The sequence below is a fragment of the Austwickia sp. genome (assembly GCA_016699675.1).
Lineage (GTDB): Bacteria > Actinomycetota > Actinomycetes > Actinomycetales > Dermatophilaceae > Austwickia.
On sequence record CP064985.1, the window covers coordinates 2448727 to 2463143 of the forward strand.

The window sequence follows — 14417 nt, forward strand, 5'->3', positions numbered from 1 at the left end:
GGCGTAGGCACTCGGGCGGGCACAGGGACACGGTAAGCCGGGAAGGGTCGCCGCCCCGCGCGCGTTGCACCGCAGGGGCGAAGCGCCACGCCCGAGAGCCAGGGAAGGAGGGGCCGAGACATGAGCCCCCAGATCGAGCGGGTCGCCATGATCGCCGTGCACACCTCGCCGTTGGCGACGCCGGGCACCGGGGATGCCGGCGGTCTGAACGTCTACGTTCTCAACAGCGCCCTGGAGATGGCCCGCCGCGGCGTCGCGGTCGAGGTCTTTACGCGGGCGACGTCGGGCGACCAGGGGATCGTGGCGGCGGCGCCGGGCGTCGTCGTACGGCATGTTCCCGCCGGCCCGTACGAGGGCCTGGCCAAGGAACACCTCCCCGCCCAGCTCTGCGCGTTCGCGGCGGGGGTCATGCAGGCCGTCGCCGCCCACCCGGAGGGCTACTACGACGTGGTGCACAGCCACTACTGGCTCTCCGGTCAGGTGGGCTGGCTGGCTGCGGAACGCTGGCACGTGCCCCTCGTGCACACCATGCACACGATGGCCAGGGTGAAGAACGCCTACCTCGCCGACGGCGACACCCCGGAACCGGAGGACCGCGAGCTCGGGGAGGCCCAGGTGGTCGCGGTGGCCGATCGTCTCGTCGCCAACACCGACACCGAGGCCGCGGAGCTCATCGAGCTCTACGACGCCGAGCCCGGCCGGGTGCGGGTCGTCAACCCCGGAGTCGACCTGCGCACCTTCTGCCCGGGCGACCGAGCGGCGAGCCGCGCCGTGCTCGGCGTCGCCCCGGACGACCTCGTCGTCGCGTTCGTGGGCCGGATCCAACCGCTGAAGGCGCCGGACCTGCTGGTGGCGGCCGCCGCCGCGCTGATTGATCGGCGTCCCGACCTGCGCGGGCGGCTGCGGGTGGTCATCAACGGAGGGCCGAGCGGGACCGGCCTGCAACGCCCGACGGCGCTGATCGACCTGGCCCGGCAGCTCGGCATCGCGGATCGGGTGCGGTTCGAGGCGCCGGGGGCGCGGGACCGGCTCGCGCACTGGTATCGCGCCGCCGACCTCGTCGCCGTCCCCTCCCACAACGAGTCCTTCGGCCTGGTCGCCCTCGAGGCCCAGGCCTGCGGCACCCCGGTCCTGGCGGCCGACGTGGGCGGCCTGCCGACCGCCGTCGCGGGTGGCGGCGAGCTCGTCCCCGGGCATGACGTCGGCGACTGGAGTCGCGCCCTGGAGCGGCTGCTCGATGATCCGGCGCGGCGGGCGGCGCTGGGCGCCGCGGGGGTCGAGCATGCGCGCGGGTTCGGCTGGGATGTCACCGCGGGGCGGCTGCTCGACGTGTACGCCGAGGCCGCCGCCAGCCGCAGATCCGACACACTGGAGGCGTTGGCCCGGGCGAGCGCTCGAGCCGAGGTGCGCCGCAGCGCCTGACCCGGCGACAAGCGAGAGGCGAGGATCGCGATGACCGACGTCCGAAGCCAGGCGGAGGACGCCCTGCGCGCGTTCGCCGCGGACCAGGAGCTCACGCTGGACCCGGGGACCCGGGCGGGGGAGTACGTGCTCGTCCTGCCCGGCGAGAAGAAGCTCAAGACCGTCTGCTCGATCGTCTTCACCGAGCGGGAAGCGTCGTTGTCGGCCTTCGTGATCCGGCACCCGGACGAGAACCACGCCGCGTTCTTCGGGCACCTCCTGCGGCGCAACCTGCGCACCCCCGGCGTCGCCTACGCGACGGACAGCAACGACGACGTGTACGTCGTGGCCCGGTTGCCGCTGGAGGCCGTGACCGAGGACGCGCTGGACCGGCTGTTCGGCGTCGTGCTGGAGAGCGCCGACGCGGCGTTCAACGAGCTGCTGCTCCTGGGCTTCCTGACGTCGATGAAGCGGGAATGGGCGTGGCGGGTCGCGCGGGGGGAGTCGCTGCGCAACCTGGAGGCCTTCCGCGACGTGCTGGCGGGCAGCGAGGACGACCCGGCGTACCACGTCGAACCCCTCCCGGAGGAGACCGTCGAGCGGGCCTCCGTCATCCCCTCACCTGGGAACCCCGCGCAACTAGAGTGAGCGCATGACCTACACCCTCGTGCTGCTGCGCCACGGCGAGAGCCAGTGGAACCAGAAGAACCTGTTCACCGGCTGGGTCGACGTCGACCTCACCGACAAGGGTCGGGAGGAGGCCATCGTCGGCGGCAAGCTCTTGGTCAAGGAGGGCGTGCTTCCGGACATCGTGCACACCTCCGTGCTGCGCCGGGCGATCAACACCGCCAACATCGCCCTGGACGCGGCCGACCGGCACTGGATCCCCGTGAAGCGCAACTGGCGCCTCAACGAGCGCCACTACGGCGCGCTGCAGGGCAAGGACAAGAAGCAGACGCTGCAGGAGTTCGGCGAGGAGCAGTTCATGCTGTGGCGCCGCAGCTACGACACCCCGCCGCCGCCGCTCGACCCCAATGACGAGTTCAGCCAGGCCCACGACGTGCGGTACGCCAACATCGACGGCGAGAACCCGCCCACCGAGTGCCTCAAGGACGTGGTGGCGCGCCTGCTGCCCTACTGGGAGAGCGAGATCGTCCCCGACCTCAAGGCCGGCAAGGTCGTCCTGATCGCCGCGCACGGCAACAGCCTGCGCGCCATGGTCAAGCACCTGGACGGCATCTCCGACGAGGACATCGCGGGCCTGAACATCCCCACGGCGCAGCCGCTGGTCTACGAGCTCGACGACGACCTGAAGCCGGTCACCAAGGGTGGGCGTTACCTCGACCCCGAGGCCGCCGCCGCCGCCGCGCAGGCGGTCGCCAACCAGGGCCGCTGATCGCGCAGCCGTCAGACGACGGCCGTACGACGGGACGAGGCCCGTCCCAGGGAAACCTGGGGCGGGCCTCGTTCGCTTCGGCCCGAACGGTGCACGGGCCGAAGCGCTGGGTGTTCACCCAGTCGTCACCTTGTCACCATCGGCGCTCGGCACCATTGTCACTGCGGCGGCGCCTCGTGGCGGTCGAGGATGCTCTCTTCGGACGGCACGTCGACGGTGCGCCATTCGCCGGTCACGAGGTAGGCGACGCGGTGCGCCACCAGGACGGCGTGGTCGGCGAAGCGCTCGTAGTAGCGCGCCAACAGGGTGACGTCGATCGTCGTCTCCGGGGCGTGCGGCCACGAGGTATCGGCCAGCTTGGCGAACACCTCCTTGTGGAGGGCGTCCATCCGGTCGTCGGCCTGGACCAGCTCGCCGGCCCCCTGCGCGCGCTTGCTCGCGATGATGTCGCCGGTCTGCTCGGCGATGGCGCGCGCGACCGCATCCATTTCGACGATGATCGGGCGCATCTGGTCGGGGACCGCGCAGGTGGGGAACCGCAGCCTCGCGACCTTGGCGACGTGCTTGGCCAGGTCGCCCATGCGCTCCAGGTCGGCGGCCATCTGCATGGCGGTCACGACCATGCGCAGATCGGTCGCCACCGGCTGCTGCCGCGCGAGGAGGTCGATCGAGCGGTCATCGACCTGAATCCGAATCTCGTCGAGCTGGCTGTCCGCCGCGATGACGCTTTCGGCAATCGACACGTCCGCATCGAGCAGCGCCGTGGTGGCCCGCGACATGGCGGAGCCCGCCAGGCGGGTCATCTCGACGAGCTGATCGGAGATCCGGTCCAGGTCCTCGTGGAACGCGTCGCGCATGGTGTCCTTATTTCGCGTGGTTCGGATTGGTGGTTCGACCGCGGCCGAAGCCGCGGTCGAAAGGCTTTCAGTCGCGGATGAACGTCGCCCGGCCGCTAGGTGAACACTACGTCCGGTCGGCCTGGAATGGCAGGTGAGGAGGCTGGCATGCGTACGGTGTGCGTACGCTGCTAGACGTGGACGTGTCGCAGTGGGTGCCGCTCGTCGGCGGCCTCTGCGCCGGTGGGGCCGGCGGCCTGTGGTGCGGGATGCGTTGGCGCGGCCGATCCTCGGCCGACCGGATGCGACCCGCCGAGCAGGCGCCCGGGCGTGGAGCAGACTCGCCGCGCGGGCCCGGGGGATTCGCGGCGACGCCGGGGCTCGGGCTGGCCACGCCGACCCCCACCCTGGCCACGGCGCCCGATCCCGCCGTCGCGGAGGTCCTGCGGGTCCTGCGGAGCAGCGCCGTCATCCTCGATGCCGGCGACGCCGTCGTCACCGCCAGCCCGGCAGCGCGGGCGTTGGGGTTGATCCGATCCCGCGATCTCGCCCATGCGGAGCTGCGTGAACTGGTCCGCGCGGTCCGGCGGGACGGCGTCACCCGGGAGGTGCGGCTGCAGCTGGCCCGCGGCCCCTTGGGCCCCGGCACGCTGACCGTTCAGGCGCGGGTGGCCCCGCTCAGTGGTGACCAGGTGCTGCTCCTGGTCGAGGACCACACCCACGCCCAACGCGTCGAGGCGGTGCGCCGGGACTTCGTCGCGAACGTCAGCCACGAACTCAAGACGCCGGTCGGCGGCATCTCCCTGCTGGCCGAGGCCGTGCTGGACGCCAGCGACGACCCCGAGGCGGTGCAGCGGTTCGCGAAGCGGATCCGGGTGGAAAGCGCGCGGCTGACGCAGCTGGTCCGGGAGATCGTGGACCTGTCCCGGCTGCAGGCCTCCGAATCGCTGTCCGACCCGGTGCCCGTGCGCGTGGCGGACGTGGCCCGGGAGGCCGCGGATCGCGTGCAGACACTGGCCGAGGCCAAGGGCATGGACGTGCTGGTGGCCATCGACGAGGACGCCGTCGTGTTCGGGGACGCGCACATGCTGGGGACTGCCGTGGACAACCTCCTGACCAACGCCGTCAACTACTCCGGCGACGGCACCCGCGTGGCACTGGGCGTTCGGCAGGTCGACGGCATCGTCGAGATCACGGTCTCCGACCAGGGCTGCGGCATCCCCGCCGCCGACCTGGACCGGATCTTCGAGCGGTTCTACCGGGTGGACCCCGCCCGATCGCGGGCGACCGGGGGAACGGGGTTGGGCCTGGCCATCGTGAAGCACATCTGCAGCAATCACGGCGGCGAGGTCAAGGTCTGGAGCGAGGAGGGCCAAGGGTCGACGTTCACGATCCGGCTGCCCGCCGTCGGTCCGGAGGACTCCGCCCTGGCCGCCGTACCCGCGCGACCGCCGCTGGGTTGGGAAGAGGAGTCGGCGGCACCCGCCGGCGGAGAGGTGAGCAGATGACCAGGATCCTGGTGGTCGAGGACGAGATCTCGTTCTCCGACCCCCTGTCGTACCTATTGAAGAAGGAAGGGTACGACGTGGTCGTGGCCGAGACCGGGCCACAGGCGCTGGAGGAGTTCGACCGGGGCGGAGCCGAACTGGTCCTGCTGGACCTGATGCTGCCCGGGATCTCCGGCATCGACGTGTGCCGCACCCTGCGCCAGCGCTCCACCGTGCCGATCATCATGCTTACGGCGAAGGACAGCGAGATCGACAAGGTCGTCGGGCTGGAGATCGGCGCGGACGACTATGTCACCAAGCCCTACAGCAGCCGCGAACTCCTGGCCCGCATCAAGGCGGTGCTACGCCGGCACTCCGAGCCGGAAGACCTCATGCCCACCGCTATCGAGGTGGGCCCGGTCCGGATGGATGTGGAGCGCCACATCGTCACCGTGCAGGGAACGCAGGCGGCCCTGCCGCTCAAGGAGTTCGAGCTCCTGGAGATGCTCCTGCGCAACTCCGGTCGAGTCCTCACCCGCATGCAGCTCATCGACCGGGTGTGGGGCAGCGACTACGTCGGGGACACGAAGACCCTCGATGTCCACATCAAGCGGCTGCGCGCCAAGATCGAGCCGGACCCCGGCAACCCGCGGCACATCATCACGGTGCGCGGCCTGGGGTACAAGTTCGAGGAGGGCGACGCCTGAGCCGTCGCCCTCCTGGGTGTCGCGGCGCCGCTTACGGCGTCGTGGTGGCGGGGGCGTTGGTGGCCCCGGGAGCGGCCGGCGTCGCGGTCGCCGACCCACTGGGTGAGGCCGGCGCGCTCGTCGAGGCGACGGCGCTGGGCTTGAGGGTGTCGTACGGGCCCGTCGCGGGCAGCACCGGGACCGCGATCGGCGAGACCGAGCCGTCGGGGGCCTGGAAGATGACCTCGGTCGTGGCACCCGGGGCGGCCGGCACCTTGGCCACCTGGAGCCGCTTCTCGCCCGTGCTGGCCTGCACCACCGCGCCCGCGGGGACCTCGACCGACCCGGCGACCTGCTGGCCGACGCGCACCTGGATGGTGGCCTTGTCGGAGCCCTGGTTCGCGAACGAGGCGACCAGCGTGCCCGGCCCGTCCTGCTTATCCGCGACGATGAGGGCGTTAAGCACCTTCACCTTGCCGACCTCGGTCGACTTGCCGTCGGCGGCGTCGTATTGCAGCTGGGTCGTGATCGGCGACGTCCACTGGCAGGCGGACAGGCTGACGGAGGCGGCCAGGCCTACCAGTCCCACGGCGACGGCGCGCTGGGCTCGGCGGGTGGCTGTGGGGGAGAACGACGTACGGGTGGTCACGCTGGTCAGCGTAGTAGCCCGCAACGACCGCGCCTTCGCGCAGCGCGACCCGGCTGCGACCGGCGGTCAGCCGACGCGACGGGCGGTCACCCATCAGGTCCCGGAAACCGGATCCGACAGGGTCGCCGGACCCTCGCGGGTGGCACGGACCACGGCGCGCTGTCAAGCCCGGATCGATGGATGGGCGCTCGTCCGTGAGTCACTGACCAGCGCAAATAGCGAGACCGGGGTTACGGCTACTGAGTCGGTCGTGATACTCTGGAGGCCGCGAAAGGGGAATAAGACACATGGTCTTCAATGTCGGCGAGACAGTTGTGTACCCGCACCACGGGGCGGCTCTGATCGAGCAGATCAAGACTCGCACCATCCGAGGCGAGGAGAAGCTCTACCTGGTTCTGAAGGTCGCACAGGGAGATCTGACCATCGAGGTACCGGCCGACAACTGCGAGGACATCGGGGTCCGTGACGTCGTCGGCCAGGAGGGCCTCGACCGCGTCTTCGCCGTCCTGCGCGCCTCGCACACCGAGGAGCCGACCAACTGGTCCCGCCGCTACAAGGCCAACCTCGAAAAGCTCGCCTCCGGTGACGTGATCAAGGTCGCCGAGGTCGTCCGCGACCTGTGGCGTCGCGAAAAGGGCCGCGGCCTGTCCGCCGGCGAGAAGCGGATGCTCGCCAAGGCGCGCCAGATCCTCGTCTCCGAACTCGCGCTGGCCGAGAAGACCGACGAGGACCGGGCCGAGACCATGCTGGACGAGGTCCTGGCTTCCTGAGCTGCTCGCGGCCTCGCCGCGCACCTATTCTCGACGTGTGAACGTCGCTGTCATCATCGTTGCGGCCGGGGCGGGTCACCGCCTCGGCCGTGACGTTCCCAAGGCGTTCGTGCCGCTCGCCGGGCGCCCCCTGCTGCGTCATGCGCTGGACGGCGCGCTGGCCTGCGCGGAGGTGGGGCACGTGGTCGTCGTCGCGCCCGTCACGCATCTGACCCAGGCCCGCGGGCTCGTGGCCGCCGAGGAGACGCCGTACGTCGACATCGTCGCCGGAGGCGCGGAGCGCACGGACTCGGTGGCGCGCGGCCTCGCGCTGCTGCGTCCCGACGACGGCCTCGTGCTCGTCCACGACGCCGCTCGGTGCGGCGCCCCTCCCGAACTCTTCGATCGGGTGGTGGCCGCGCTGCGCGGCGGCCATGGCGCGGTGGTCCCGGGCCTGCCGGTGGTCGACACGATCAAGCAGGTGGACGCCGACGGGTACGTCGTGGCCACGCCGGAACGGGCCACCCTGCGGGCGATCCAGACCCCGCAGGGTTTCGTCCGGGAGGTCCTACTGCACGCGCACGAGCGAGCCCACGGCTGGGCACAAGAGCGGACCACCGACGGGGCCAGCGAATCCGCGGGCGGCGTGGCGGTCACCGACGACGCCGGGCTGGTGGAGGCCTGCGGTGGCCGCGTCCAGGTCGTACCGGGCGATCCCCGCGCCGCGAAGATCACGACGCCCGACGATCTGGCGGCCGCCGAACGCGCGCTCGCGGGCTGAGTCGCGAGCGCGCGTCCGAAGTTTCGCGATCGTGCGCGAGGTCAGCGGTCCTTCATCTGACCGGGCGGCATGCCCTTGGCGATCGCGTTGGTCAGCGGGGCGACGCGGGCGTCGCGACCGTCCAGCGGGTCCAGGCCGTGGGCCTTCTCGATCGTGGCGAGGATCGACGTCGTGTCGTAACTCGTGTGATCGACCCCGGAGGCGGTCATGCGCTTGCTGATGAGCAGCGCCGGGATCCGGGTGCCCGGGCCGAAGGCGTCGGCCACGCCGCCCTGGCCGCCCTGCCCGGGCGGGGTCACATGGTCCCACTGGCCGCCGAACTCGTCGTACGTGATCACGATGAGCGTCTCGTTGGCCTGCGGGCCGCTCAACACCGACTCGACGAGCTTGACCAGGTGGTCGCTGCCGTCGGGCTCGCTGGCGTAGCCGGGGTGCTCGTTCTCCGCGCCGTACGGCTTGACGAAGCTGACCGCGGGCAACTGCCCCGCCTTCGCGGCCGCGAAGAACTTCGTCTCGTCCTGCAGGTGGGACCGGCCGGTGGTGCCGGGGGCGTAGTTCTTGAAGTAGTTGAAGGGCTGGTGGTGGTACTGGAACAGCGGCCCGGGGTGGCCCGCCTCGGCGTCCGCCCAGCCCCCGGCGTACCAGTTCCAGGACACCCCGGCGTCGGTGAGGCGGTCGCCGATGTTCGGGTACTCCGCGTCATCGATCAGCGGCATCTGCGCGCCCTTGCCGAAGGGCGGCACGGCCGGTTGGGTGGTGTTCACCGCGTAGGCGCCGCAGGCGTTGGCGTAGTCGTGGACCGTCCCGGTTGCGTCGCCGGCGCACTTCGCCGTGAGCTGCCCGTCCTTGAGGGTGGTCGGGTCGACGGTCGGGGTGTACTGCGCGTACTTCGTCGGCATCCCGTTGGCGTCGAGCTTGGTGTAGGCCGCTCCCATGGCGCCGCTGCTCGTGTCGAGCGGCGCGCGCGCCGCGATGAGGAACTGGTGGTTGAGGAACGAACCACCGAACGCCGCCTGGAAGAAGCGGTCCGCGACGACATAGTTCGGGGCGCCCTTGGCGTGCAGGTAACGATAGATCGGCAGGTCCCCGGTCTTGTAGTGGCCCATGGTCAGGCCGAGCGCGTCGGAGCCGGTCACGTAACGGTTCATCGCGCCGTCGTTGAGCTGGTATTGCTCCTGGTAGAACCGGTGCACGAGGTCCTCGGTGCAGCCGCCCGGGGTCGCCCCGGCGGTCCCGGCCAGGACGCCGTTCGGCGCGTACGGCGCCTTCGGGTCGGGGCAGGTCTTGGCGGTGGCGGCGATGTAGTCGTCCACGTTGAAGGGCGCGTTGCCGAACGCGCTCGGCGCCGCGCCGGCGTCGCCGGTGCACCACTTCGGCTGCACGGCCGCGAGGTTCACGTCGTTCTGGGGGAGGCAACGGTACGCCGTGCCGTCCTGCTTCACCTGGGTGAGCGCCGACGCGGGTGCCGTCAAGACGCCGTCGACCTGGTCCTTGCCGACCTGGCCCCAGCGCCCGTAGAGGTTGTCGAAGGAGTGATTCTCCTGGTAGATGACGACGAGGTTCTTGTACCCGCCGGGCAGCGCGCCCTTCGCGTCGTGGGCAGGGCCCGCGGCGGGTGCGGCGATGGCGAGGCTTGCCCCCGCGGGCGCCGCAAGCAGGGCAGCGGCGGCAGCGACGGTGAGGGAACGGGTGAGGCGCATCGGCGGTTTCTGTCTGGGGAGGTTTCGACGCCTCGCACGTTCCTCCCGTCGAGGGGTCGCCGCCATCGCTCCCAGACGTCCGACGGGTGAACTCTGGATGACGATTCGGGCGCACGGCGCGCGGCCTATGCTGCCCAGGTGAGCGGACCTGCCCCAGCGCACCTCGTCCCCCGGGTGGGAGTGGGCGTCGACGTCCACGCCTTCAGCGCCGACCCCGACCGGCCCCTCATGGTGGCGGGGCTGGAATGGCCCGGCCAGCCTGGCCTGGCGGGCCACTCCGATGCTGACGTGGCCGCCCACGCCGCCTGCGACGCCCTCTTCTCGGCGGCCGGCATCGGCGACCTGGGGGCACACTTCGGCACGGACCGCCCGGAGTTCGCCGGCGCGGCCGGGGTGGTGCTCTTGCGGGAGGCTGCTCGGCTCGTACGGGCCGCAGGATTCGACATCGGAAACGTCGCCATTCAGGTGATCGGCGTCCGCCCGAAGATCGGCACCCGGCGGGAGGAGGCTCAACGCGTCTTGGCGACGGCCTGTGGGGCTCCGGTCAGCGTGAGCGGGACGACGACGGACGGGCTGGGGCTGACCGGCCGCGCCGAGGGGGTGGCCGCCGTGGCGACCGCCCTCGTGCTGCCCGCGTGAATTCTTCTCGAACGCCCCGGGTCACTCTCGAACACAGTGAGTCGGACGTCCGTGTCACAACGTAACCTCGGGTGTAACTGTTAAGGGCGACCCTTCGGGCGGGCGGCGGGAGGATCGGGCTGTTAACGCCGCAGCAGGTCAACGAGATCGGGGAAACAGGCTGGCCAAACCGTCTTTTGGGACATGAGGCTCGCGTCCGCGAGGCGAGCAGACCGTCTCAAAATGTGGGAGTTAAGAGCAAGTGTGAAACTTGCCCGGCGCAAATCTGGTGACATAGCCGTGTCCTGGTGCACTCTCAACGGTGAGAAACGTGCACGGGTCGCCGTCTGGACTCGTGGGCCGGATCGCCGCCCGAGCCAAGGGCGGATCCCCAGTCAGATGGCGCGCAGCCCGGTCTCGATAGGCGTGGAACGGATGAAGACAACAGAACGTCGGCGCTTCGAAGGTCGCGCCTCCGTCATGGTCGACGCGCCCGGTCGGTGGGCGGCGGACGAGGCGCCGGTGCCGGACGCGACAGCCGCCGATCTCGTCCTCATCGGACCCCACCGCGGTCGGGGCCCGCGCCCCACCGTCTCCATCCGGGTCGTCGACGGGATCGGGACCGTGGGCGAGGCGCCCTATCGGGTCTGGGAGTCCGTGCGGCGGCACCACCCGCACGCCGTCTTCACCAGCAGCGACGTGTGGCCGCACCCCGTGTGGGGAGAGGGTCGCCTCGTCCAGACCGCGCGCGTGGAGAAGGACGCCACCGTCGCGCACGACTGCTATGTCTTCGACGACGCCGGGCGCGCCGTGCAGATCGAGGTGGAGTGCGCGCTCGCGGATCTGTTGCCGCTGGAGGAGGAACTGGCCGACATCGTGGCGCACGTGCGACCCAAGGTGGCCTGAGATGCGGCAGACCAACGTCGAATCGCTCCCCGCCATGCCCGTGACCCCGCAGGCCGCAGACGCGCTGCGGGGGCTGGGAAGCACCGCAGCCCTGCCCGCCACCGACCGAACCGCCCTCGCGGAACTCGGCCTCGTGAGCGAGGACGGCGAGCTGACGCCCGCCGGGCGGCGGCTGCGCGACGACCTGCGCCACGCGGCACTCGTCTTGCTGTACTCGACCGACTTCGCCACCGACCCGAGCGGCCTGACCCGGCGCGCCCGGCTGTACGTCGGCGCCCAGCGCATGATGTATCTCGGCATCCACCCGGCCGAGGAGGCCCGCCAGACCAGCGAGCTGCTGGTCTTCCCGGCGGACGCCGTACCGCTCGTGCTGGCCGGCTGGGGCCGGCTGCAACCGATGCTGAACAGCTCGGACGAGCAGCATGGACCCATCCGCCGCGACGCGTTCCGGCGGCGCTGCCACTCGCCCGCGGAACCCGTTCCCGGCGGGGCCGAGCCGGCGCTGGCGGCGATGTGGGCCGCCCCGTGGCGGCCGTGGGGAGCCCAGTGCGACGCCCGCGAGATCGCGCTGGACTACGTGGACATTCAGGGTTTCGGCACCTACCTGGTGCGCCACGCCGAGGACGCGACGGTCATGCTGGCCGGCCGACCCAGCTCCCTGTTGTGGGGCGACCTGCAGGGCGTCCTGCGCCCCCTGAGCCGGCACGCGGACACGGACTGGTGACCCGGCGCCGGTAAGCACCCCCGAGGGTCCGGATGCGCGGCCGGTAGGGTGAGCACTCGTGAGCCTTCATCTCTACGACACCGCCACTCGCGATCTGCGCGAGTTCACGCCGCTGGAGCCTGGCCGGGTGGGGATGTACATCTGTGGGCTCACCACCCAGGGCACCCCGCACATCGGCCACCTGCGCTTCGCGGTCGCGTTCGACGTGCTGCGCCGCTGGCTCGAGATCGGGCACGGGTACGCCGTGACCATGGTCCGCAATGTCACCGACATCGACGACAAGATCCTGCGCAAGTCGGCCGAGAACGACGAGCCGTGGTGGGCGTGGAGCTACGCGCACGAGCGGGAGACGACCCAGGCGCTGGAAACGCTCGGGGTGCTGCCGCCGACGTACGAGCCCCGCGCCACCGGCCACATCACCGAGATGGTCGAGCTGATGGAGCGCCTGGTCGAGCGGGAGCACGCCTATCCCGCGGCCGACGGCAGCGGGGACGTCTACTTCGACGTGCGGTCCTGGCCCAGCTACGGCGAGCTGACCCATCAGGGCATCGACGACATGGAGGCCGCCGAGGACGCGGATCCCCGCGGCAAGCGCGACCCGCGGGACTTCGCCCTCTGGAAGGGGCACAAGGCGGGTGAGCCGGACACGGCGAGCTGGCCCACGCCGTACGGTCGCGGTCGGCCCGGCTGGCACCTGGAGTGCTCGGCGATGGCGCGCAAGTACCTCGGCGACACCTTCGACATCCACGGTGGTGGCGTCGACCTGCGCTTCCCGCACCACGAGAACGAGCAGGCCCAGTCCCGGGCGGCCGGCTACGGGTTCGCGCGGTTCTGGATGCACAACGCCTGGCTCACCGCCGCGGGGGAGAAGATGAGCAAGTCCCTCGGCAACGGGATGACCGTGGCCGAGGTGACCAAGGTGGCCCGGCCGTTGGCGGTGCGCTACTACATCACGTCGTCGCACTACCGCTCGACGCTCGAATACCACGAGGGCTCGCTCGCCGAAGCCGAGGCGGCCGTCGAGCGGATCGAGGGCTTCCTGCGCCGGGCGCACGGAGACACCGTCGATCCGGCCGACGTGGAGCTGCCCGCGGCCTTCCGCGCGGCCATGGACGACGACCTCGGCGTGTCCGGCGCGCTCGCGGTCGTGCACGACACCGTCCGGGCCGGCAACACCGCGCTCGACGACGGCGACCCCGACGCCGCCGCGGCGGCCGCCCGGCAGGTCGTCGCCATGACGGCCGTGCTCGGCGTGAACCCGCTCGACCCGATCTGGGCCGGCGACGGCACCGGGGGCGACGACGGTTCGGCGGCGGCCCTGGAGGCGCTCGTGGCGGACCGGATCGAACAGCGGGCCGCAGCCCGCAAGGCGCGCGACTTCGCCACGGCGGACGCCATCCGGGACCAACTCGCGGCGGTCGGCGTGCTCGTCGAGGACACCCCCGCCGGCGCGCGCTGGAGCCTGGCCCGACGCAGCGAGCAGGCCTCCTGATGGCCGGCAACGCGCGCCGACCCGGGGCCACCAGGAAGACGGGATCCAAGAAGGGGGCGACCGTCGGGTCCGGCGGGCAGCGCCGTCGCGGCCTCGAGGGTCGGGGGCCGACCCCGAAGGCGGAGGATCGCGTCTACCACAAGGCGCACAAGGCGGCCAAGCGCGCCGCGGCCAACGCCGCGGGCGCCGGCCGCGGCGCCAAGGCGCCAGCGCGCGCCGGCACTCGGCGTACGAAGGGATCCACCGAGATCGTCTTCGGCCGGAACTCCGTCGTGGAGGCGCTGCGCGCGCACGTGCCGGTGAGCACGATGTACGTCGGGAGCCGGATCGACTCCGACGACCGGGTGCGCGAGGCGCTCAAGCTCGCGCACGAGCAGGGGCTGCCGGTCCTCGAGGCGCCGCGCACCGAGTTGGACCGGCTCACCGACGGCGGCGTGCATCAGGGCCTCGCGCTGACCGTGCCGGCGTACGCGTACGCCGACCCGCGCGACCTCATCGACCCCGAGGCGCCCGGGATTCCGCTGGTCGTGGCGCTAGACGGCATCACCGACCCGCGCAACCTCGGGGCGATCATCCGCTCGGTGGCGGCCTTCGGCGGCCACGGCGTGGTCGTCCCGCAGCGCCGATCCGTGGGCATGACCGCCTCCGCCTGGAAGACGTCCGCGGGGGCCGCGGCGCGCGTGCCCGTGGCGCAGGCCGCCAACCTCACCCGCACGCTGGAGGACTACCGCAAGGCGGGCTTCTTCGTCGTCGGGCTCGACATGGACGGCACGGTCTCGCTCCCTGCGCTGGACCTGGCCGACGTGCCGCTGGTCGTCGTGGTCGGCTCCGAGGGCAAGGGCCTGTCCCGGCTCGTCCGGGAGACCTGCGACCAGGTCGTCTCGATCCCGATCGGCTCGATCGAGTCGCTCAACGCGGGGGTCGCGGTGGGGGTGGCGCTGTACGCCGTCGCCACCAGGCGCGCCGAGGCCTGAGGCCGGCCGGCAAATCCG

Annotated in this window: 15 protein-coding genes; 12 read left to right on the plus strand and 3 right to left on the minus strand. The window is 71.5% G+C overall.

Going from position 1 to position 14417, the window contains the following annotated elements; all coding sequences use genetic code 11:
- The first annotated feature begins 120 nt into the window (after positions 1 to 120).
- The 3 genes from mshA to IPK37_11230 are packed head-to-tail and all read left to right on the plus strand — an operon-like array spanning position 121 to position 2797.
- Complete coding sequence (gene mshA / locus IPK37_11220) at positions 121 to 1422, plus strand: D-inositol-3-phosphate glycosyltransferase (protein QQR99586.1); 1302 nt, start codon at positions 121 to 123, stop codon at positions 1420 to 1422.
- A gap of 30 nt (positions 1423 to 1452) precedes the next feature.
- Complete coding sequence (locus IPK37_11225) at positions 1453 to 2049, plus strand: YbjN domain-containing protein (GenBank protein ID QQR99587.1); 597 nt, start codon at positions 1453 to 1455, stop codon at positions 2047 to 2049.
- A 4-nt stretch (positions 2050 to 2053) separates the two neighbouring features.
- Entirely contained in the window at positions 2054 to 2797 is a 744-nt protein-coding gene (locus IPK37_11230; protein ID QQR99588.1) for a phosphoglyceromutase, read from the plus strand.
- A gap of 158 nt (positions 2798 to 2955) precedes the next feature.
- Here the strand turns inward: IPK37_11230 and phoU are convergent, their stop codons facing one another.
- Complete coding sequence (phoU, locus tag IPK37_11235) at positions 2956 to 3654, minus strand: phosphate signaling complex protein PhoU (GenBank protein ID QQR99589.1); 699 nt, start codon at positions 3652 to 3654, stop codon at positions 2956 to 2958.
- A 281-nt stretch (positions 3655 to 3935) separates the two neighbouring features.
- On the opposite strand from phoU, the gene IPK37_11240 reads away from it, so the two are divergent.
- Both IPK37_11240 and IPK37_11245 read left to right on the plus strand, forming a co-directional pair.
- Positions 3936 to 5141 (plus strand): two-component sensor histidine kinase, encoded by a 1206-nt coding sequence (locus IPK37_11240; GenBank protein QQS02830.1) that lies wholly within the window; start codon positions 3936 to 3938, stop codon positions 5139 to 5141.
- Positions 5138 to 5827 carry a response regulator transcription factor gene (locus IPK37_11245; protein QQR99590.1) on the plus strand — a complete coding sequence of 230 codons (690 nt, stop codon included), beginning with the start codon at positions 5138 to 5140 and terminating at the stop codon, positions 5825 to 5827. The genes IPK37_11240 and IPK37_11245 overlap by 4 nt, the downstream gene beginning before the upstream one ends.
- A gap of 31 nt (positions 5828 to 5858) precedes the next feature.
- On the opposite strand, the gene IPK37_11250 is transcribed toward IPK37_11245, so the two are convergent.
- Positions 5859 to 6455 (minus strand): hypothetical protein, encoded by a 597-nt coding sequence (locus IPK37_11250; GenBank protein ID QQR99591.1) that lies wholly within the window; start codon positions 6453 to 6455, stop codon positions 5859 to 5861.
- 287 nt (positions 6456 to 6742) lie between these two features.
- Here IPK37_11250 and IPK37_11255 point away from each other — a divergent pair, with 287 nt between their 5' ends.
- Together IPK37_11255 and IPK37_11260 are read left to right on the plus strand one after the other, a co-directional pair.
- Positions 6743 to 7225 carry a CarD family transcriptional regulator gene (locus IPK37_11255; protein QQR99592.1) on the plus strand — a complete coding sequence of 161 codons (483 nt, stop codon included), beginning with the start codon at positions 6743 to 6745 and terminating at the stop codon, positions 7223 to 7225.
- Positions 7226 to 7262: 37 nt separating this feature from the next.
- Positions 7263 to 7985, plus strand: a complete 723-nt coding sequence (locus IPK37_11260) for a 2-C-methyl-D-erythritol 4-phosphate cytidylyltransferase (protein ID QQR99593.1) — start codon at positions 7263 to 7265, stop codon at positions 7983 to 7985.
- Between the two features lie 41 nt (positions 7986 to 8026).
- On the opposite strand, the gene IPK37_11265 is transcribed toward IPK37_11260, so the two are convergent.
- On the minus strand, positions 8027 to 9685 hold the full coding sequence (locus IPK37_11265) for a phosphoesterase (protein QQR99594.1): 1659 nt from the start codon (positions 9683 to 9685) through the stop codon (positions 8027 to 8029).
- Positions 9686 to 9823: 138 nt separating this feature from the next.
- Here IPK37_11265 and IPK37_11270 point away from each other — a divergent pair, with 138 nt between their 5' ends.
- From IPK37_11270 to rlmB, 5 genes are all read left to right on the plus strand, one after another.
- Positions 9824 to 10324, plus strand: a complete 501-nt coding sequence (locus IPK37_11270) for a 2-C-methyl-D-erythritol 2,4-cyclodiphosphate synthase (protein ID QQR99595.1) — start codon at positions 9824 to 9826, stop codon at positions 10322 to 10324.
- Between the two features lie 459 nt (positions 10325 to 10783).
- Positions 10784 to 11209, plus strand: a complete 426-nt coding sequence (locus IPK37_11275; protein ID QQR99596.1) for a hypothetical protein — start codon at positions 10784 to 10786, stop codon at positions 11207 to 11209.
- Between the two features lies 1 nt (position 11210).
- A complete protein-coding gene (locus IPK37_11280) occupies positions 11211 to 11933 on the plus strand; it encodes a hypothetical protein (protein ID QQR99597.1) in 723 nt (240 codons plus the stop codon).
- A gap of 58 nt (positions 11934 to 11991) precedes the next feature.
- A complete protein-coding gene (locus IPK37_11285; GenBank protein QQR99598.1) occupies positions 11992 to 13425 on the plus strand; it encodes a cysteine--tRNA ligase in 1434 nt (477 codons plus the stop codon).
- Positions 13425 to 14399, plus strand: a complete 975-nt coding sequence (rlmB, locus tag IPK37_11290) for a 23S rRNA (guanosine(2251)-2'-O)-methyltransferase RlmB (protein QQR99599.1) — start codon at positions 13425 to 13427, stop codon at positions 14397 to 14399. The genes IPK37_11285 and rlmB overlap by 1 nt, the downstream gene beginning before the upstream one ends.
- The last annotated feature ends 18 nt before the right edge of the window (positions 14400 to 14417 follow it).

Bases quoted from the DNA above. Each gene is read 5' to 3' on its own strand.
- mshA (QQR99586.1), top strand. From the start codon at position 121: ATGAGCCCCCAGATCGAGCGGGTCGCCATGATCGCCGTGCACACCTCG.
- IPK37_11225 (QQR99587.1), top strand. From the start codon at position 1,453: ATGACCGACGTCCGAAGCCAGGCGGAGGACGCCCTGCGCGCGTTCGCC.
- IPK37_11230 (QQR99588.1), top strand. From the start codon at position 2,054: ATGACCTACACCCTCGTGCTGCTGCGCCACGGCGAGAGCCAGTGGAAC.
- phoU (QQR99589.1), bottom strand. From the start codon at position 3,654: ATGCGCGACGCGTTCCACGAGGACCTGGACCGGATCTCCGATCAGCTC.
- IPK37_11240 (QQS02830.1), top strand. From the start codon at position 3,936: ATGCGACCCGCCGAGCAGGCGCCCGGGCGTGGAGCAGACTCGCCGCGC.
- IPK37_11245 (QQR99590.1), top strand. From the start codon at position 5,138: ATGACCAGGATCCTGGTGGTCGAGGACGAGATCTCGTTCTCCGACCCC.
- IPK37_11255 (QQR99592.1), top strand. From the start codon at position 6,743: ATGGTCTTCAATGTCGGCGAGACAGTTGTGTACCCGCACCACGGGGCG.
- IPK37_11265 (QQR99594.1), bottom strand. From the start codon at position 9,685: ATGCGCCTCACCCGTTCCCTCACCGTCGCTGCCGCCGCTGCCCTGCTT.
- IPK37_11275 (QQR99596.1), top strand. From the start codon at position 10,784: ATGGTCGACGCGCCCGGTCGGTGGGCGGCGGACGAGGCGCCGGTGCCG.
- IPK37_11280 (QQR99597.1), top strand. From the start codon at position 11,211: ATGCGGCAGACCAACGTCGAATCGCTCCCCGCCATGCCCGTGACCCCG.
- rlmB (QQR99599.1), top strand. From the start codon at position 13,425: ATGGCCGGCAACGCGCGCCGACCCGGGGCCACCAGGAAGACGGGATCC.